The 19,107-nt window shown below is 73.0% G+C and carries 18 protein-coding genes; 13 read left to right on the top strand and 5 right to left on the bottom strand.

Annotated features, from left to right (window positions below; translation table 11 throughout):
* Window positions 1-147 precede the first annotated feature (147 nt).
* The 5 genes from ACFC1F_RS13780 (at window position 148) to ACFC1F_RS13760 (ending at window position 6,977) form a co-directional block, all read left to right on the top strand.
* Complete coding sequence (locus tag ACFC1F_RS13780; RefSeq protein WP_376158046.1) at window positions 148-1,836, top strand: RICIN domain-containing protein; 1,689 nt, start codon at window positions 148-150, stop codon at window positions 1,834-1,836.
* Between the two features lie 153 nt (window positions 1,837-1,989).
* The gene (locus ACFC1F_RS13775) at window positions 1,990-3,363 is read left to right on the top strand and encodes an ATP-grasp domain-containing protein (RefSeq protein ID WP_376158044.1); all 1,374 of its coding nucleotides are present in this window, start codon (window positions 1,990-1,992) and stop codon (window positions 3,361-3,363) included.
* Window positions 3,364-3,462: 99 nt separating this feature from the next.
* On the top strand, window positions 3,463-4,737 hold the full coding sequence (locus ACFC1F_RS13770) for a hypothetical protein (RefSeq protein WP_376158041.1): 1,275 nt from the start codon (window positions 3,463-3,465) through the stop codon (window positions 4,735-4,737).
* Window positions 4,738-4,870: 133 nt separating this feature from the next.
* Window positions 4,871-5,359, top strand: a complete 489-nt coding sequence (locus ACFC1F_RS13765) for a MarR family winged helix-turn-helix transcriptional regulator (protein WP_209417124.1) — start codon at window positions 4,871-4,873, stop codon at window positions 5,357-5,359.
* 91 nt (window positions 5,360-5,450) lie between these two features.
* Window positions 5,451-6,977: a DHA2 family efflux MFS transporter permease subunit gene (locus ACFC1F_RS13760; protein WP_376158038.1), complete on the top strand. Its 1,527-nt coding sequence runs from the start codon at window positions 5,451-5,453 to the stop codon at window positions 6,975-6,977.
* 337 nt (window positions 6,978-7,314) lie between these two features.
* On the opposite strand, the gene ACFC1F_RS13755 is transcribed toward ACFC1F_RS13760, so the two are convergent.
* On the bottom strand, window positions 7,315-7,944 hold the full coding sequence (locus ACFC1F_RS13755) for a hypothetical protein (protein ID WP_374106205.1): 630 nt from the start codon (window positions 7,942-7,944) through the stop codon (window positions 7,315-7,317).
* A 303-nt stretch (window positions 7,945-8,247) separates the two neighbouring features.
* Between ACFC1F_RS13755 and hemL the strand changes: the two genes are divergently transcribed.
* From hemL to ACFC1F_RS13720, 7 genes are all read left to right on the top strand, one after another.
* Window positions 8,248-9,576, top strand: a complete 1,329-nt coding sequence (hemL, locus tag ACFC1F_RS13750) for a glutamate-1-semialdehyde 2,1-aminomutase (protein ID WP_209417122.1) — start codon at window positions 8,248-8,250, stop codon at window positions 9,574-9,576.
* Window positions 9,577-9,638: 62 nt separating this feature from the next.
* Entirely contained in the window at window positions 9,639-10,286 is a 648-nt protein-coding gene (locus ACFC1F_RS13745; RefSeq protein WP_148644944.1) for a histidine phosphatase family protein, read from the top strand.
* Window positions 10,287-10,520: 234 nt separating this feature from the next.
* Window positions 10,521-11,138, top strand: coding sequence for a TlpA disulfide reductase family protein (locus ACFC1F_RS13740; RefSeq protein WP_209417121.1), 618 nt, complete (start codon window positions 10,521-10,523; stop codon window positions 11,136-11,138).
* Window positions 11,135-11,908 (top strand): cytochrome c biogenesis protein CcdA, encoded by a 774-nt coding sequence (locus ACFC1F_RS13735; protein WP_307853518.1) that lies wholly within the window; start codon window positions 11,135-11,137, stop codon window positions 11,906-11,908. Before ACFC1F_RS13740 ends, ACFC1F_RS13735 begins: the two co-directional genes overlap by 4 nt.
* Window positions 11,909-11,911: 3 nt before the next feature.
* Window positions 11,912-13,756: a cytochrome c biogenesis protein ResB gene (locus ACFC1F_RS13730; RefSeq protein WP_376158034.1), complete on the top strand. Its 1,845-nt coding sequence runs from the start codon at window positions 11,912-11,914 to the stop codon at window positions 13,754-13,756.
* 3 nt (window positions 13,757-13,759) lie between these two features.
* Window positions 13,760-14,893: a c-type cytochrome biogenesis protein CcsB gene (gene ccsB / locus ACFC1F_RS13725; RefSeq protein ID WP_376158031.1), complete on the top strand. Its 1,134-nt coding sequence runs from the start codon at window positions 13,760-13,762 to the stop codon at window positions 14,891-14,893.
* A 125-nt stretch (window positions 14,894-15,018) separates the two neighbouring features.
* Window positions 15,019-15,423, top strand: a complete 405-nt coding sequence (locus ACFC1F_RS13720; protein ID WP_209417118.1) for a hypothetical protein — start codon at window positions 15,019-15,021, stop codon at window positions 15,421-15,423.
* A 47-nt stretch (window positions 15,424-15,470) separates the two neighbouring features.
* Here the strand turns inward: ACFC1F_RS13720 and ACFC1F_RS13715 are convergent, their stop codons facing one another.
* On the bottom strand, window positions 15,471-16,526 hold the full coding sequence (locus ACFC1F_RS13715) for a ScbA/BarX family gamma-butyrolactone biosynthesis protein (RefSeq protein ID WP_376158028.1): 1,056 nt from the start codon (window positions 16,524-16,526) through the stop codon (window positions 15,471-15,473).
* Between the two features lie 348 nt (window positions 16,527-16,874).
* On the opposite strand from ACFC1F_RS13715, the gene ACFC1F_RS13710 reads away from it, so the two are divergent.
* Entirely contained in the window at window positions 16,875-17,474 is a 600-nt protein-coding gene (locus ACFC1F_RS13710; RefSeq protein ID WP_376158025.1) for a ScbR family autoregulator-binding transcription factor, read from the top strand.
* 86 nt (window positions 17,475-17,560) lie between these two features.
* Here the strand turns inward: ACFC1F_RS13710 and ACFC1F_RS13705 are convergent, their stop codons facing one another.
* The 3 genes from ACFC1F_RS13705 to ACFC1F_RS13695 all read right to left on the bottom strand — a co-directional run.
* Complete coding sequence (locus ACFC1F_RS13705) at window positions 17,561-18,184, bottom strand: ScbR family autoregulator-binding transcription factor (RefSeq protein ID WP_209417115.1); 624 nt, start codon at window positions 18,182-18,184, stop codon at window positions 17,561-17,563.
* 196 nt (window positions 18,185-18,380) lie between these two features.
* A complete protein-coding gene (locus ACFC1F_RS13700) occupies window positions 18,381-18,590 on the bottom strand; it encodes an acyl-CoA carboxylase subunit epsilon (protein ID WP_209417114.1) in 210 nt (69 codons plus the stop codon).
* A gap of 55 nt (window positions 18,591-18,645) precedes the next feature.
* Window positions 18,646-19,107 (bottom strand): carboxyl transferase domain-containing protein (locus ACFC1F_RS13695; RefSeq protein WP_376158021.1); only part of this gene is annotated, 462 nt, incomplete at its 5' end.

Below are 19,107 nucleotides of genomic sequence, written 5' to 3'. Positions count from 1 at the left end.
GGCTGTTTCCGCGTCAATTCCCGGTGCTGTCACGAGCCTTGTTGCGTTACTTGTCAGTACTTAGAATATGAGACCTGCTCACCTTTCATTGCTCCGAACCGTCCGGCGTCCCCGGCCGGGCGGCTCCCCTTCCGCAAGGAGTCGCGAGTGATCAGGTCAAGATTGTCGGGTGCGCGGCCGTTCGGGTCGGTCGCGCGCCGCTCCCCCTGCGGTGCGCTGCTGGCGGCGGGCGCCCTCGTCGTCACCCTCGGCCTGGCCGGTGCCCCCGCCGCCCTCGCCGACGCCGGATCGGCCGCCGCGGCCACCGCCGGCGCCACCCGCCCGGCCGCCGTCGTCGCCCTCGGCGACAGCGCCATCTCCGGGGAGGGAGCCGGTACGGACACCGGCGACGGCTACTTCCCCGAGACCGACAGCCCCACCAACTACTGTCACCGCCACCCCAAGTCGGAGATCTTCGTCACCGGGATCCCCGACGTCACCCCGGTCGACCTGGCCTGCTCCGGAGCCCAGACCGGCGACCTGGTCAGCGACCCCGAGCTGGCGAAGATCACCGGCGCCGGCAGCGGCGACTTCGGCGAGCGCAAGCAGGACGTCCAGCTCGCCGAGGTGGCGGGCAGGTACGACGTGAAGATGGTCGTCGTCACGATCGGCGCCAACGACGACTTCGACTTCAGCGGGATCATGATGCACTGCCTCGCGCAGTACTTCCCCGTCCCCAAGGACCAGGGCTGCCGCGACACCATCGGCAGCGACGAGATCGTCCAGCGGGCCAAGCGGGTCCAGCCCAAGGTGGTCGCCGCGCTGCAGAACATCCGCCGGACCATGCGGGGGGCCGGCTACGCGGACGACGCCTACCAGCTGGTCTACCAGTCGTACTTCAACCCGATCACCCCGGACATCCGCCGCAACGACTACCTCGGCAAGATCGCCGACGGCTGCCCGGCCTTCCCCGAGGACCTCGCCTGGGGCCACAACTGGGTGGTGCCGCTCTTCAGCGACACCCTGCGCGGCGCGGCCGAACAGGTGCCGGGCGTCCGGTACCTGGACCAGCGGCGGGTCGCCTTCGGTCACGAGGTCTGCGCCGAGTGGACCAGTTCCCCGTACGAGTACACCAACGGGGACGTCATCAACCTCTCCGAGTGGGTGCGCAACGGCTGCGACTCGCAGATCGGCATCCCCGGCCTCTGCATGAACATGGTCCGCCAGTCCTACCACCTGCGGGTGGCCGGCTACCGCGGCGAGGGCGTCTGCCTGGGCCAGTTCTACGCCAAGCCCGACCAGCAGCAGGCCTACTGCACCCTCGACCAGCAGAACACCACGTCCATCCAGCCGCTCACCCCCGGCAGGCCGTTCGCCGACGTGCCCGAGGACGGCGCCTGGTACCAGCTCACCAACTCCGCCAACGGCAAGGCGCTCGATCTCACCGGCGGCGGCACCTACGGCGACTCCACCAACGGCCGCGCCGCCATCACCTACAGCGCCACCGGTGGGCTCAACCAGTCCTTCGTCCTGGAGGCCGAGCAGGGCGGCGGCTACGAGCTCGACTTCAGCGGCAACCGGGGCATGTGCCTGGACGCCAACGCCGGCTCCACCGCCCCCGGCACCCGGCTCCAGCAGTGGGGCTGCAACGGCGGCGGCAACCAGCACTGGGTCTTCAAGCCGGCCGGCGACGGCCTCTACGAGCTGGCCGACTCCCAGGACCGGTCCAAGGTCGCCACGGCGAGCGGCGACCTCGACGCCAGGGGCAACCAGCTCGTCGAGCTCGCCGCCGACACCGGCGCCGCCAACCAGCTCTGGCGGCTCACCAAGCTCGGCATCGTCCGCCTCCACGGCTGAGGCGCTCCCCGGCCGCCCCACCGCCACCCCCACCCGGGCGGCGGCGGGGCGGCTGGGCGCACTGGCGGGGGATTCTAAGGCATCGTCAGATCACTTGTGGTGCGGACGCGTTGGGGGGAAGGGCGGAGCCCGGTGAGGTGCATAATCCATCGCGTGATCGCCACACTGGACGACGCCGCGCGGCTGCTCCGCCCCGCCGCGCACCTCGGGATCGTCTCCCGTCCGCTGTACCTGCTGCCCCTGCTCCGCGCCGGCGCGCTGACCGCGCTGCTCTCCAGCGAGGCCGCCGACGCCGGTTGGGCCGAGCGCTTCGGGGTGGAGCTGCACTCGCTGGAGGAACACACCCTCAGCCGGGACGGCGGCCCGGGCGGGCCGGGGCTGGACGGGGTGACCGCCCGCCTCGCCGGGCTGGTCGGGGCCCGCTGGCGGGGCCGCGAACTGAGGCTGGCCGGGTACGGCGGCCAGCGCGGGCACTGGACCGCCGCCGTGGAGGCCACCGGCGCCCGGCTGCTGGTGCCGCCACCCGTCCCCGACCACGAGGTGCTGGTCGACAAGACCGCGATGCGCGGGTGGTTCGACCACCTCGGCGTGCCGGCCCCGGCCAGCACCGTGGTCTCCGGCCGCCCCGACCACCGCGCGCTCCGCGACCGTTTCGGCGCGGTCTTCGTCGCCCAGTCCCCGCGCGGCTCCGGGGGCAACGGCACCCACCTGGTCCGCTCCGCCGAGGAGGCGGCCGCACTGCCCGAGCGGGAGCGCTGGCTGGTCAGCGAGTACGTCGGCGACACCGCGATCAACGTGCACGGCTTCGTCGGGGTGGACGGGCTGCCGCAGGTGCTGCGCCCGTCACTCCAGCTGATCGGGGTCGAGGCGGCGGGCGCCGGGTTCGGCCAGTACGCCGGCTGCGACTTCGGGGCGCCCGAGCGGCTGTCCCCGGTCGCGGTGCGCCGCTGCCTGGACGCGACCGAGCGGATCGGCTGGGCCCTGGCCGGCCTCGGCTACCGGGGCGTCTTCGGGGCGGACTTCGTGCTCCGCGACGACCACGCGCTCGCCCTGGAGATCAACTGCCGGATGCAGGGATCCAGCTGGCTGCTGGGCGAGACGGAGCTGGAGCGCGGTGACGGGCGGCTGCCCACGCCGGTGCGGCACGTGCTGGAGCGGCACGGCGTCCCCACCCTCGGCAAGCCGGACCCGGACCGGGCGGACGGTGTGCAGCTGACCGTCCGCCACACCGGTGCGCCGGCCCGCGCCGTCCGGGTTCCGGAGGCCGGGGCGTACGTGCTGCGCGAGGGCGCGCTGGTCCGCCGGGGCGACGCCGCGGGGCTGCTGGAGTGCGGCCCCGGGGAGACCGTGCTGGTCAACCTGCCCCCGGCCGGCACGCTGGTGCGCCCCGGCGCCGTGCTGGCCCGGCTGGTCACCCGTAGCCCGCTCACCGCCCCGGACGGCCGCACCCTCACCGCCGGTGGCCGCGGGCTGGTCGACGCCCTGCACCGGCTCTACTCCTTCGGGGTGTCCGGCACGGAAGGTTGACGCGGGCGCTCCAACCACCGTGCCGTAGGCTCGCCCGGCGGCGGCCCGTTCCGGACGCCGCGCCGAGCACGAGCAGGGGCTGAGGAGGGTCCGGGACCGATGAGCACGGCAGCGAGCACGTCGAGTACGGAGCCGGCGAGCGCGGAACCGGCCGGCGCGGGCGAGCGGCCCGACGGCGCCGGGGCCCGGGCCCGGTTCGCCGCCGCGGTGGACCGCTACGCGCCCGCCCTCGGCGCGTACGCCGTGGTGAAGGCGACCGGCCTGACCGTCTTCATGCTGCTCCTCTCGCACACCGAGGACTTCCTCAAGAAGAGCGTGGGCCGCGGCGGCGGCGCCCAGCCCTGGGACGTGCTCGGCACCTGGGACGGCATCTGGTACCAGCGGATCGCGGAGAACGGCTACGACCCGAAGCTGGTCCCGCTGCACGGGCTGGGCCCGCTGTCGACGATCCAGGAGAACTCGGCCGCCTTCTTCCCGCTCTACCCGTGGCTGATGCGGCTGGTCGGCGCGGTCACCGGCCTCGGCCCGTACGGCTCGGGGATCGTCGTCTCGGTGGTCGCCTCGTTCGTGGCGGCGGCCGGGATCTTCGCGATCGCCGAGCGGATGGGCGGGGTCAGGGCGGGCGTGATCGCGGCGGTGATCTGGGGCCTGTTCCCCGGTTCCGGGGTGGAGTGGGCGGTCTACTCGGATTCGCTGTTCGTCGCGATCTCCGCCTGGGCCTGCTACTGCGTGATGACGCGCCGCTGGGTGGCCGCCGGTCTGCTCGCCTTCGCGGCCGGGCTCAACCGGCCCACGGCGGCCGCGCTGATCGCGGCCGTCTCGGTCGCGGCGCTGGTGGCACTCGTCCGGCGCACGGACGGCATTGCGCGCCCCCTGACCGCGATGTTGATCACCCCCTGGGGCCTGCTCTGGTACGTCGCCTGGGTCGGCTACCGGATGGGGGACTGGGGCGGCTACTTCAAGCTCCAGCGCGGAGCCTGGAACCGCTACTTCGACTGGGGCGCCTCCACCTCCCGCACCTCCCTGGACGTGATCACCGGGCACTGGACGTTCTGGCAGTCCAACCCGGTGCCGGACCTCATCGCGGTGGCCCTGCTCATCGCCCTGCCCGGGCTGCTGGTGCTGCTGCTGCGCACCCGGCCGCCGCTGGTGCTCGTGGTGTACACGCTGCTGACCCTCTTCACCGCGCTCAGCAGCAACCAGATCTTCAGCAACATCTCGCGCTACCTGCTGCCCGCGTTCCCGCTCTTCATCGGGCTGGCGATCGCGCTGCGCCGGGTGCGGCTGCCCTCCCTGGTCGGCCTCCTCGCGGTGCCGTCGGTGGCGGCCGGCTGGTACGCGGGGTACGCGCTGTTCGAGCTGGGCATCCCGTAGGCCGGGCGTTCCGGCGGCCGTCGGCCGGGGTGGCTCAGCGCGGCCGGGGGTGGCTCGGGCCGGCTCCGTGCGGCCCGGATTTGGTTGGTCACGGGATCATCTGCCGGGAGACGGCCTTGCTACGCTCGGACGTATGACGACGATCCCGCCCGTGCGCCAGATCCGTGACCTCTCCGGCCTGCTGGACCACGCCAGCCACGTGCTGGCGACCCGGATGGCGGCCGCCTTCACCGAGGTCGGGATCACTCCGCGCGCGTACTGCGTGCTCTTCCACGCGATGGAGGCCGAGCGCACCCAGATCCAGCTGGCGGAGCTGGCCGACCTGGACAAGACCACCATGGTCGTCACCGTCGACGAGCTGGAGAAGGCGGGCCTCGCGGAGCGCCGGGCCTCCGCCACCGACCGCCGGGCGCGGATCATCTCGGTGACGGCGGCGGGCGAGCAGGCGGTCGAGCAGGGCACCGCGATCGCGGACCGGGTCCACCGCGAGGTGCTGGAGTCGCTGCCGGACGCCGAGCGGACGGCCTTCGTCTCGGCGCTGTCGCGGCTGGTGGACGGGCACCTGGCGGAGCCGGTGGAGAGCGACCGGACGGTCCGGCGGGCCCGCCGCTCCCGGAGCTGAGAACTGAACGGGACCTTCCCGAGAAAGATAGTCCCGAACAAAACCATCTGTTAGTGTCTTACCCGGCACTCGACGAACCGGGAGACCCGCCATGACCACGCACGCCCCGACCGCCCCGCGCACGCCGCGCAGTGCCGCACCGCGCAGTGCCGCACCGCGCCAGGCCGCGCCGCACGGCGCCGGCCGGGAGGCCGCTCCCGCCCGATCCCGCATGCTCGCCCTCGCGGTGCTCTGCGCGGGGATGCTGATGATCGTCCTGGACGGCTCCATCGTCACCGTGGCCCTGCCGGCCATCCAGGCCGACCTCGGCTTCACGCCCGCCGGCCTGACCTGGACGGTCAGCGCCTACCTGATCGCCTTCGCCGGGCTGCTCCTGCTGGCGGGCCGGCTCGGCGACCTGATCGGGCGCAAGAAGGTCTTCGTCGCCGGGCTCGCGCTTTTCACCGCCGCCTCGCTGCTCTGCGCGGTCGCCACCGGCCAGGGCATGCTGGTCGCCGCCCGGTTCCTCCAGGGCGTCGGCGGCGCGATGGCCTCCGCGGTCAGCCTCGGCATGATCGTCACGCTCTTCCCCGAGCCGGGCGAGCGCGGTCGCGCGATCGGCGCCTTCAGCTTCGTCGGCGCCACCGGCGCCTCGATCGGCCAGGTCCTCGGCGGCGTCCTCACCGAGGTCCTCAACTGGCACTGGATCTTCCTGATCAACCTGCCGCTCGGTCTCACCGCCGCCCTGCTCGCCGTCCGGGTGCTCGGCTCCGACCGCGGACCCGGTCTGCGGGCCGGCGCCGACTCCCTGGGCGCCGCCCTGATCACCGCGGCCCTGATGCTCGGCATCTACACCGTCGTCGGCACCGGCGAGTCCGGCTGGACCTCCGCCCGGACCCTCGGCCTCGGCGCGCTCTCCGCCGTCCTGCTGGCCGCCTTCCTGTGGCGCCAGGCCCGTGCCGCCCACCCGCTGCTGCCGCTGCGGATGTTCCGCTCGCGCAACGTCTCGGGCGCCAACGCCGTGCAGGTCCTGACCATCTCCGGGATGTTCGGCTTCCAGGTCCTCGTCGCCCTCTACCTGCAGAACGTCCTGGGCTACGGCGCCGCCGCGACCGGCCTGGCGATGCTCCCGGCGGCCGTCGCCATCGGCGCCGTCTCGCTGCTGCTCTCCGCCCGGCTGAACGCCCGCTTCGGCGAGCGCAACGTCCTGCTGGCCGGGCTGGCGCTGCTGGTCGCCGCGCTTGGGCTGCTCACCCGGCTGCCGGCCGACGCCGACTACGCCGTCCACCTGCTGCCGACCATGCTGCTGATCGGCGGCGGCGGGCTGGTGCTCTCCGGTCTCACCGCCCTGGGCATGTCCGGCGCGAGCGCGGACGACGCGGGCACCGCCTCCGGGCTGTTCAACACCACCCAGCAGATCGGCGCCGCCCTCGGCGTGGCCGTCCTCACCACCCTGGTCACCGCCCGCGCCACCACCCTGACCGCCGCCGGCCACTCCGCCGCGGACGCCCTCACCGGCGGCTTCCGGCTCGCCTTCGCGGTCTCGGCCGGCCTGCTCGCGGTGGCCCTGCTGCTCACCGCGGTCGTCCTGAAGCCGGCCCGTCCGGCCGCCGACCGGCCCGCGGCGCCGGTCCTCTGACGCGCCGGTCCTCTGACGCGTCGGTCCTCTGGCGCGCCGGTCTTCTGACGTGCCGCTCCTGCTGACGAAACGAGCCCCACGGCGTGCAGCCGTACGGCGGCGGGCCGCCCGGTCACCCCGGCGGCCCGTCGCCGTACGGCTGCGGTGCCTCGCCGGCCGGTGGCAATCCCCGGCCGGACCGGGTGCCGGCTCCTGGCCCATCTCCCTTGGGGTCGCCCGCCGTTGACGCTGCGACGAGAGTGCTCGCCGCGGGCCGGCGCAGGCCGTCCGCACGTCGGCCCGCCTTCAGACGTCGGTCGTCGGCCGTCGTCGGCGGATCGTCAGTCCGTTTCCCCGGTCACGGCCAGACCAGGCAGTACAGCTGGTGCCCGGCGTCGTGCAGGCGATTCGCGAAGTCCTGCCACTCGTGCAGCATGCTGTAGATCACGAAGGCGTCGCGCGGGCCCCGCCGGTCGGGCACGGTGGACCAGATGAAGGCGGCGGCGCCGAGCTCGGTCTCGTCGGCCTTGCGCAGCGGTTCGACGACGTTGTGCGGGAGCTGCACGACGGCGTAGTCGGGGTGCAGGACGACCAGCTCCAGCGGCGGGACCTGGTGCAGCGGCACGCCCTGGATCCCGGTGAGCACCATGGCGCTCATCGTCTCCGGCTTGATCTTGGTGGAGAGGTGCCCGTTGGGGGAGCCACTGGTCTCCATCAGGTCGCCGAGCCGCCCGAGCGAGCCGAGCTCGCCCGCGTCCAGGCCGAGGCCGCCGGGTCCGAGCGCGGTCGGGACTCTGGCGGCGGTGGCCCGGTCGGGCGCGCCGAAGTACTTGTAGGTCACCCCCACGCGTCCCTCACCCCGCCTCTCACCGCCGCGACCGCCACGACCCGTACCCGCTCCCGTACCCCCGCGTGCGGCCTCGGCAGGCCGGCGGGGGCCACCCGCGGCCTCGTCGTAGCCGTCCTGCGCCTCGGACACTCGGACCATCCTCACCGGAATTCGCCGGAATCGACAGACCCCCGCACGTCCGGCGTCCCACCGGACGTGCTCCTTACCCGTCATGCGCCGCCGTACCCAGTCCGGGCACACGGCAGTCCTCTTCACACCCCTGCACATGTGGGGCGTCTGCACACCCCGCATGGAAAGCCTGAGTACATAGTCTGACTGGTCCGTCCAGCGGGAGCAGCCAGGGGCCCCGTTGTACGGATAACCGTACAGACTTCGTCACCCGGATCATCGTTCCAGATGATGAGGTCCGACATGCAGAGGTGAAGGACACGATTTGAGACCATGTCTCCCGTGAGCTACCCCTACGAAGCACCCCAGTCCCAGTCGCTCTTCGACCGCGCCTCGGTCGTCACGCCCGGCGGCGTCAACTCCCCGGTGCGCGCCTTCCGCGCGGTGGGCGGCACCCCGCGCTTCATGGTGTCCGGAACCGGCCCCTACCTCACCGACGCCGACGGCCGCGAGTACGTCGACCTGGTGTGCTCGTGGGGCCCGATGATCCTCGGCCACGCGCACCCCGCGGTGATCGACGCCGTCCAGCAGGCCGTCTCCCGCGGCACCTCCTTCGGTACGCCCGGTCAGGGCGAGGTCGAGCTCGCCGAGGAGATCGTCGCCCGGGTCGCCCCGGTCGAGCAGGTCCGCCTGGTCTCCTCGGGTACCGAGGCCACCATGTCCGCGATCCGGCTGGCCCGCGGCTTCACCGGCCGGGCGAAGATCGTGAAGTTCGCCGGCTGCTACCACGGTCATGTGGACGCGCTGCTGGCCGCCGCCGGTTCCGGCGTCGCGACCTTCGGCCTGCCGGACACCCCGGGCGTCACCGGCGCCCAGGCCGGCGACACCATCGTGCTGCCGTACAACGACCTGGCCGCCGTCGAGCAGGCCTTCAAGGCCCACCCGGGCGAGATCGCCTGTGTGATCACCGAGGCCTCCCCCGGCAACATGGGCGTCGTCCCGCCGCTGCCCGGCTTCAACGGCGGCCTGGCCCGGCTCTGCCGGGAGAACGGCGCACTGTTCATCTCCGACGAGGTGATGACCGGCTTCCGCGTCTCCAAGGCCGGCTGGTACGGCCTGGAGGCGGCCGGCGAGGGCTGGGCGCCGGACCTGCTCACCTTCGGCAAGGTCATGGGCGGCGGGTTCCCGGCGGCGGCCTTCGGCGGTCGTGCCGACGTGATGGGCCACCTGGCCCCGGCCGGCCCGGTCTACCAGGCGGGCACCCTCTCCGGTAACCCGATCGCCACCGCGGCCGGCCTGGCCCAGCTGCGCGGCTGCACCGACGAGGTGTACGCGACGGTGGACCGGGTGTCCGCCGAGGTCTCCGCCCTGGTGTCGGACGCACTGGCCAAGGAGGGCGTGGCGCACCGGCTGCAGACCGCCGGGAACATGTTCTCGGTGTTCTTCACCGAGGCCGCCGTCACCAACTACGACGAGGCGAAGACCCAGGAGGCGTTCCGCTTCAACGCCTTCTTCCATGCCATGCTCGCCCAGGGCGTCTACCTGCCGCCGTCCGCCTTCGAGTCCTGGTTCGTCTCGGCGTCCCACGACGAGCGGGCGGTCGAGCGGATCGCCGCCGCCCTGCCGGCCGCCGCCCGCGCGGCCGCCGAGGCCACGGCCTAGTCTTCCCCGAGCCCCAGGAGTATTGAGAAGTGAGCGCCAAGGACATCACCGTCGTCCACCTGATGCGGCACGGTGAGGTGCACAACCCGGAGGGCATCCTGTACGGCCGGCTGCCCGGCTACCGGCTCTCCGAGCTGGGCCGGCAGATGGCCGACCGGGTGGCCGAGGACCTGGCCGGGCGGGACATCACGCACGTGGTGGCGTCCCCGCTGGAACGGGCGCAGGAGACCGCCGAGCCGATCGCCAAGTCGCACGGCCTGGACCTCGCCGTGGACGAGCGGCTGATCGAGGCGGACAACATCTTCCAGGGCAAGACCTTCGGGGTCGGCGACGGCTCACTGAAGAACCCGGGCTACTGGAAGTACCTGACCAACCCCTTCAAGCCCTCCTGGGGCGAGCCGTACATCGAGCAGGCGGTGCGGATGATGGGCGCGCTGGCCGCCGCCCGGGACGCCGCGCGCGGGCACGAGGCCGTCTGCGTCAGCCACCAGCTGCCGATCTGGATCGTCCGTTCCTTCGTGGAGCGCCGCCGGCTCTGGCACGACCCGCGCAACCGGCAGTGCTCGCTGGCCTCGCTGACCAGCTTCACGTACGAGGGCGACAAGATCGTCTCGGTCGGCTACCGCGAGCCGGCCCGCGACCTGCTGCCGGCGCACCTGGTCGGCAAGGGCGGCAAGAGCAAGCCGGTGGGCAAGAGCTTCGGCGCCTGACGCGGTGCCCCGCGGCGCCGACGCCCTCTCCCGGGCAGGGGTGATGCCCACTTCCCGGGCGGGGCGGCGCCGGGTGCAGGACCGGGCCGAACCTGATGTAAGGCCTGTCTAAATATGGGCTTCGTCACCCCCGAAGAACCCGGGAGGTCTGGTCCAGCCGCAGGTCAGAGGGGGTCCGACACGGAATGTCGGACCCCCCCGAATCCGGCCCGGGGAGCATGCGAAACTTTTCACATGTCTGGCACGACGCGCCCCCGTCCTCGTCTCGCCGCAGCGACCGCAGCCACGGCCGCCGCTGCCGCGCTCGCCCTCAGCGGCTGCTCCTCGTCCGGCTCGTCGGGCAGTGGGGACGGCCAGATCGGTTTCGTCACGGCCAAGGGCACCAACCTCTCCACGGCCGCCGCCGGACACCGCCAGGACGCGCCCGACATCTCCGGCGGCACCCTGGAGGGGACGCCGGTCAAGCTCTCCGACTACCGGGGCAAGGTCGTCGTCCTCAACGTCTGGGGCTCCTGGTGCGGGCCGTGCCGGGCCGAGGCGGACGACCTCCAGCGGACCTGGGAGAAGTACAAGGACCAGGGCGTCCAGTTCCTCGGCATCAACACCAGGGACCCGGAGATCAAGAACGCCGTCCGCTTCGAGCAGGAGAAGGGCGTCACCTACCCGAGCCTGTACGACCCGGCCGGGACCCAGCTGCTGAAGTTCCCCAAGGGCAGCCTCAACCTGCAGACCCTCCCGACCACCCTGGTGGTCGACCGTGACGGCAAGCTCGCGGCCCGCGCCGTCGGCGGCCAGACCGACGACGCCCTGGAGTCCATCCTCCAGCCGGTGCTGGCGGAGCAGAAGCAGTGAGCGCGGCACTGCAGCTGGCGGACAACATCGGGACCATCCAGAGCGGCGCGCTGCTGGTGGCGGCGCCGATCGCGCTGCTGGCGGGCCTGGTGTCGTTCTTCTCGCCCTGCGTGCTGCCGCTCGTCCCCGGCTACCTCTCCTACGTGACCGGCTTCTCGGCCGCCGACCTCGCCGACGCGCGCGGGGCCCGGCGCGGCCGGATGCTGGCGGGGGCGGCGCTGTTCATCCTGGGCTTCACCGCGGTCTTCGTCTCCGGCGGGGCGCTCTTCGGCCAGTTCGGCGACACCCTGAAGGAACACCAGGCGGTCATCAGCAAGGTGCTCGGGGTGGTGACGATCGTCATGGGGCTGGCCTTCATGGGATTCGTGCCCGGCCTGAGCATGCGCGAGGTGCGCTCGCACCGCCGCCCGGTGATCGGGCTGCTCGGCGCGCCGATGCTCGGTGTGGTGTTCGGCGTGGGCTGGACGCCGTGCATGGGGCCGACCCTGGGCGCCGTCACCAACCTGGCGCTCAACCAGGCCGACGCCCAGCGCGGCGCCCTGCTGATGTTCTTCTACTGCATGGGCCTCGGCGTACCGTTCATCGTGGCCGCGGTGGCCTTCCGCCGGGCACTGGGTGCCTTCGGCTGGGTCAAGCGGCACTACCCGCTCGTCATGCGGATCGGCGGCGGCATGCTCGTCGTGGTCGGTCTGCTGCTGGTCACCGGGGTCTGGGACTCGATGGTGAATGACCTGCAGTACCAGTTCGCCGACTTCCAGATCGGAATCTGACCCGTGAGCAAGACCACGACCGACAGCGAGCTGCCCCCGGCGACGGAGGCCGCCGCCGAGGAGGCCGCCGAGCGGCTGACCACCGCGCCGGTCGAGTCGGACGGTCCCACCGGCATAGGGGTGCTCGGCTGGCTGCGCTGGATGTGGCGCCAGCTGACCTCGATGCGGGTCGCGCTGATCCTGCTCTTCCTGCTGTCGCTGGCCGCGATCCCGGGCTCGCTGATCCCGCAGAACGGCCAGAACCAGTTCAAGGTCGAGACCTGGAAGACCCAGCACACCACGGTCGCGCCGGTCTACGAGAAGCTCCAGCTGTTCGACGTCTACAGCTCGGTCTGGTTCTCGGCGATCTACATCCTGCTGTTCGTCTCGCTGGCCGGCTGCATCGTCCCGCGCACCTGGCAGTTCGTCGGCGTGCTGCGGGCCCGGCCGCCGGCCGCGCCGCGCAACCTGACCCGGATGCCGGTCTACGCCGCCTGGCGCACCGACGCGGACGCCGAGACGGTGAACGCCGCCGCGCACGCGCTGCTGCGCAGGCGCCGGTTCCGCGCCAACCTGGCGGGCGGCTCGGTGGCCGCCGAGAAGGGCTACCTGCGCGAGGTCGGCAACCTGGTCTTCCACCTGTCGCTGTTCGCGCTGCTCGGCGGGTTCGCCTGGGCGAGCCTGGCCAGCGGCACCGGCGGCAAGCTGATGGTCGGCGGCGAGGGCTACTCCAACACCATCACGCAGCTGGACGACTTCACCGGCTCGCGGTTCTACGGCACCGAGGACCTCGACCCCTTCTACCTGAAGCTGGACAGCTTCAAGTCGAGCTTCCAGACCAAGGGCGACCAGATCGGCGCCGCCCGCGAGTTCACCGCGAACGTCGAGTACTACGCGGGCAGCGACGCCTCCAAGCTGACCAAGGGCACGATCGAGGTCAACCACCCGCTGGAGATCGGCGGCAGCAAGGTCTACCTGATCGGCCACGGCTACGCCCCGGTGATCACGGTGAAGAACGCGGCCGGTGAGGTCGTCTACACCGGCGCGACGCCGTTCCTGCCGCAGGACGGCAACCTGACCTCCACCGGCGTCGTCAAGGTCTCCGACTACGGCGACAAGGACGGCAAGAAGACCCAGATGGGCTTCTCCGGCTTCTTCCTGCCGACGGCTCCGCTCAGCTTCGAGGGCACCGGCCCGATCTCGCTGTTCCCGGGCGACGCCGCCCCCGAGCTGGTGCTCAACGCCTTCGCGGGCGACCTGGGCACCGACTCCGGCCTGCCGCAGAACGTGTACCAGCTGAACCAGAAGAACCTGACCCAGCTCCAGCAGGACGGGCAGCCGGCCAAGGCCCGGCTGAAGCCGGGCCAGACCTGGGAGCTGCCGGACGGCTACGGCACGGTCACCTTCGAGCGCTACCAGCAGTGGGCCAGCTTCAACATCTCGCACCGCCCGGGCAACGAGATCGCCCTGGCCGGGGGCGTGCTGGCGATCCTCGGCCTGGTCGGCTCGCTGTTCGTGCAGCGGCGCCGGATCTGGGTCCGCGCGGTGGCGCTGCCCGGCGGCGGCACCCTGGTCGAGCTGGCCGGGCTGGCCCGCAGCGAGTCGGCGAAGATCGCCGAGGAGCTGGCCGAGCTGGCGGTGGACCTCCAGGACGACGCCCCGGCGACGGACGAGGACCCCGCGACGGACGAGGACCCCGCCGATCCCGGCGCCCGCGCCGATCGGGGTGACGCCGCCGGTCCGGATGACGTCGCCGAGCCCGGTGACGCCGCCGGCAACCCCGTTGATGTACCCGAGGCCGACGAGTCCGACGAGGCCTCAGCACCCTCGGACCCCGCAGTCCCTGCCGACCAGAACTCCAAGGAGTAGACGGTGCACCTTGCCTCGGCGGTCGACCCCCAACTGGCCGACCTCTCCAACAAGCTGATCTATTCGGCCATGGCCGTCTACACGATCGCCATGCTCGCCCACATGTTCGAGTGGACCTTCGGCAGCAAGGGCGCTGTCGCCGTCCGCTCCACCGAACAGGCGGGCAGCCTGGCCGAGACCGTCGCGGCCGCGGCCCAGCCCAAGGCGGCGAAGAAGGTCACCGTCACGGTCGCCTCGGCCTCCGGCGGCACCACCACGCTCACCCGCACGGCCCTGGCGGGCGAGGGCGCGACGGTGGTCACCAGCGGGCGCGGCGCGGACGAGGTGGACGGCCCGGGCGCGGCCGGCACCAGCGAGCGGGCCGACCTGGCGGGCCGGATCGCGGTCTCGCTCACCGTCCTGGGCGCCATGCTGCACGCGGGCGGGGTACTCACCCGCGGCCTCTCGGTCTCCCGCTGGCCGTGGGGCAACATGTACGAGTTCTCCTGCGCCTTCGCGCTGGCGATGACGGTCGCCTACCTCGGCCTGCTGGCCTCGAAGAGGCCCGTCCGCTGGCTCGGCCTGCCGGTCACCCTGGCCGTCGTGCTCACCCTCGGCATCGCCACCCAGGTGCTGTACACCGAGTCCGAGCAGCTCGTCCCGGCGCTGCACTCGTACTGGCTGGCGATCCACGTCTCCACCGCGATCATCTGCGGCGGCGCCTTCTACGCGGCGTTCATCGCGACGCTGCTGTACCTGGGCAAGGACTCCTTCGACAAGCGCACGGAGGCGGGCCTGACCACCGGCCCGTTCGGCACCTCGGCGTCCGTCTGGCAGCGCCTGCCCGCCGCGTCCACGCTGGACAAGCTGTCGTACCGGATCAACGCGCTGGTCTTCCCGCTCTGGACCTTCACCATCATCGCGGGCGCGATCTGGGCCGAGGCCGCCTGGGGCAAGTACTGGGAGTGGGACCCGAAGGAGACCTGGTCCTTCATCACCTGGGTCGCCTACGCCTGCTACCTGCACGCCCGTGCCACCGCCGGCTGGAAGGGCCGCAAGGCCGCCTACCTGGCCCTGGCGGCGTTCGCCTGCTGGCTGTTCAACTACTACGGCGTGAACATCTTCGTCACCGGAAAGCACTCCTACGCGGGGATCTGACCGGAGGGGGAAGCACCACCGGCCCGGCGCTCCGCAGAACGGAAGCCGGGCCGAGGTGTGACAGGGGTAGTTCGTGCCGGCCACCCGTGCCGGTACGGGGAGGAATTCGAGGAGGAGATCGCGCAATGGAGTGCGACGAGGTCATGCTGACCGTCCGAATCACCGCCGCGGAGCAGCTGCTGCTCCGCAGGCTCGCCCAGGGGCACCGCAGCGACGTGTCCGAGGTCGTGGCCGACGGCCTGCTGGACATCATCCCCACGCTCAGCTCGCGGGCGGACGCCCACCGGCTGCTGGGCGCCCTCAGGGCCCCGGCGCCGTGCGCCCTGACGGTCTGGCTGCCGACGCCGCTGGCCGACCTGCTGGTCCCCGGCGCGGCCCGGATCGCCCAGGTGACCGAGGTGCGGATCGGGTCGGCCAGCGCCATGCTGGGCGCCGCGCTGCGGCTCTGGCTGGCCCAGGACCCGAGCCGGCTGGCCGCCAACCTCAGCGTGATGCACGCCGGCCGTCCGGCCGCGCTGGTCGCGGCCTGAGCCCGACGGGCCGCACGCCGGCCGGCCGTGGACCGGCCGGCGGCGGGTCAGCTGGCGAGCGGCAGGCCCGGATTGCGGTCCGGGCCCGCCGGCCGGCCGTCGAGGGCGTCCCGGCGGGCCGCCCCGCCGTCGGCCGGCTCGGTGAGCAGGCGGCACTCGGCGGCGGTCCGGCCGTCCTGGACCAGCAGCACCCGCACCGGCACCCGCCGGCCCTCGGCCCCGCCGCCGAGGCCGGTCCCGGGCTCGCGGACGGCCCGCACCAGGCAGGGCCGGTCCAGCTCGATGAAGCGGCTGAACGAGGACACCAGCTCGACCGGCACCACCCGCTCGGGGTGCCGCAGTCGGTGCGCGGCCTGCCGGGCGGCCTCCAGCACCAGCATCCCGGGCACGTGGTCCGGGTCGCGGTCGAAGAGCACGGGGTGGCGGGCGTCGGCGCGCAGCAGCCAGCTGCCCGGTACCGGCGACGGCCCGAGGACGACGTCGGCGGCCCGGTCGCGGCCGACCAGTTCGGGCGCGGTGGGGGCGTCGGGGATCCACGGCCCGGCGGGCCGGTTCCCGGCCCCGCGCAGCCGGGCGTACGCGACGGGGGAGAACACCCGCAGCTGGCCCGAGGCGTGGCCGACGAGCCGGCCGTCCCGCCGGATCTCGGCGTGCACCCGCAGCGAGGCCAGCCGGCCGTGCCGCATCCGGACGTCGTGGCAGCCCACCTCCAGCATCAGCGAGGCGGGCGCGGCGGTCACGGCGAGGGCGTCCAGGCCGGCCGGGCCGAGCGAGTAGCAGAGCTCGTCCAGCGCGAACTCGTGGCCGTGCGGCACGCCGAAGCCGACGTGGCCGATCAGCAGCCCGGCCTGCCGGACGGTCTCGGCCAAGAGGACGGGGTCGTGGTGCCGGTCGCCGGGCAGCCGGTAGAAGCCGTGCACCCGGGGCCACTGGGCGCCGAGCAGGAAGTCGTACGGGCCGGTCGCCTGCCAGCCGGTGATGAGGACCTCGGAGACGGCGGAGCGGTGGACCAGGTGCCGGGAGACGGTCCGCGCGTGGAAGTCGTAGCCGGGACCGGGGTGGGGATACGGACCGTGGTCATCCGGTTCTACGATCAATGGCATGACGGGCCCCACTCCCGGGTGTCGGTCGACCGGCCGCGCGGGCGGCCTCCACAAAACATACAGACCACCCGGTTTGCGTATCGTGAGTGGGGTCACCGCTGTCGGTAGCTTGGCGTGATCACGTTACCCGGCCTCTGGTCTGCGGGAACGTCCCGCGGGGAGACCGCAGACCTTGGGCGGGGGTCGGTCCCCCCTGGACGGCGGGGGCCATCGAGGGGCTAGATTAGATACCAACCATGCGGTTTCGGGTGGGCCCGTCCGCAGGCGAGGCGTCGCACCACCCACGACGGCGCCCTGACAGCAGCCGGGCGAGCCGGGATCTCGCCGAGGCCGAGGCCGGAGGGGCCAGTGGTCAAGCAGGAACGCGCGGGGAGGACCAGGCGGGCCGTCCTGCTCGCGGCCGCGGACACGTTCGCCGAGGCGGGGTTCGAGTCGGCCAGCCTGGTCGACATCAGCCGCCGCGCAGGGGTCAGCAAGGGCGCGCTCTACTTCCACTTCGTCTCCAAGCAGGCGCTGGCCGACGGCGTCCGCGCCGCCGCCGCACGCGAGATCGGCTCGGCCTCGCTGCGTGCCCGGCGCGCCGCCGGCCCGGCGGTCCAGGGGCTGATCGACTTCTCGCACGAGCTGGCCCGGCTGCTCCGGGAGGACGTCGTGGTCCGGGCCGGGGTCCAGCTCGGCCAGGGCGCCCGGGGCGGCGCCGCGACCGCCTGGCAGAGCCTCACCGCGGTGTTCCGACGGCTGCTGGACCGGGCCGCCGACGCCGGCGAACTGCGCCCCGGGGTGGACCGCCGGCACGCCGCCGACCTGCTCACCACCCTGGCGGCCGGGCTGGTGCTGCTCGCCCCCGAGGACGCCGGCCGGCTCCGGCCGGAGGCGGTGCGCACCCTCTGGGCGGCCACGCTGCCCGCGCTGGTCCCGGCGGACCGCTGCTCGGCCTACCGGACGTGAGGCGCCTGGGCCGCCGTCGGGCTTGAGGCGCGGACGCCGCCGGGGCTGCGTCGGCGAGGCCCCGGCCGCCGTGCGGCGCCCGGGGCTCAGACGGCGCCGGGCGCCCGGTCGGCGACGCTGAGCCGGGCGAGCGCGTGCGGCTGGACGAGGCCGGGCAGCAGCAGCGTCCACAGGTCGGCCATCCGCTGGAGCAGGTCGCGCCGGCCGGTGAGCACCTGCGAGCTGAGCTGGATCCCGGTCACCGCGCCGGTGATCACCCCGGCCGCGGCCGCCACGTCCAGGCCCGGGTGCAGGTCGCCGGCCTCGCGGGCCTGCTCCAGCAGCCCGCGCGCGGTGTCCGACCAGCCCTGGTACGCCCCGACCTGCGGCTGGGTGAAGCTGCCGTGCTCGATGGTCAGCCGGATGCTGCCGCGCACCATCGGGTCGTCCAGCAGGGCGTGCGCGAAGGCGTAGCCGAGGTCGATCAGGGTCTGCACCGGACTGTCGGAGGCGGGCTCCCAGGTCGCGAGCCAGGCGCCCTGGCCCTCGATCACGGCCAGCGCCAGCTCCTCCTTGGAGCGGAAGTGGAAGTACAGCGCGCCCTTGGTGACGCCGGCCCGCTCCAGGATGTCCGACATGGTGGCGGCGGCGTAGCCGCGCTCGTCGAACACCTCGGCCGCAGCGAGGAGTACCGCCTGGCGGGTCGCCAGCGCCCGGGCCTGCCTGGCCATCGCAGCCTCCCTGGAAAGTTCTCGTGCTCGGCAGCGGCCGATCCTATGGGGAGGCGCCGGGGTGGCGGGCCGCATACCGTCCAGTAGGTATTCTACCGAGCCGCCGGCGGCCGGTCCGGCCCCGCCGGGGCCGGGAACGCCGACGGCCGGCCACCCGGAGAGGGTGACCGGCCGTCGACCGGATGCTGCGGGACCGTCAGGCGGCCTGCTGCCAGCTGACCGGCGAGAAGTAGGCCGGGCGGCGCTCCAGGCGCTGCCAGTTGGCGATCGGCTCGACCGGCGCGGCGGCGGCAGCGGCCTGCTGGGCGGCTGCGCGGGCCATCAGCACGGCGGTCAGGGCGGCGAGCTCCTCGTCGGAGAGCGAGCCCCGGACGATGCGGACGAGAGGTTCGGCGGAAGCGGTCATGGTGTGTTTTTCTCCCCCGGCACGTTACTGGTGAATGGTCAGCTGAACGGCGCTGCTACATCGGCGGGTTGCCGTGCTTGCGGCTGGGCAGGTCGGCGTGCTTGGTGCGGAGCATGGCGAGCGAGGAGGCGAGGACCTGGCGGGTCTCGGCGGGGTCGATGACGTCGTCGACGAGGCCGCGTTCGGCCGCGTAGTACGGGTGCATCAGCTCGCTCTTGTATTCCTTGATCTTCTGGGCGCGCATGGCCTCGGGGTCCTCGGCGCCGTTGATGTCGCGTCGGAAGATCACGTTGGCGGCGCCCTCGGCGCCCATCACGGCGATCTCGTTGGTCGGCCAGGCGAAGGAGAGGTCGGCGCCGATGGAGCGGGAGTCCATGACGATGTAGGCGCCGCCGTAGGCCTTGCGCAGGATGAGCTGGATGCGCGGCACGGTGGCGTTGCAGTAGGCGTAGAGGAGCTTGGCGCCGTGGCGGATGATGCCGTCGTGTTCCTGGTCGACGCCGGGCAGGAAGCCGGG

It is taken from the genome of Kitasatospora sp. NPDC056181 (assembly GCF_042266225.1).
Classification (GTDB): Bacteria; Actinomycetota; Actinomycetes; order Streptomycetales; family Streptomycetaceae; genus Kitasatospora.
This window is presented reverse-complemented; position numbering and strand designations above follow the sequence as displayed.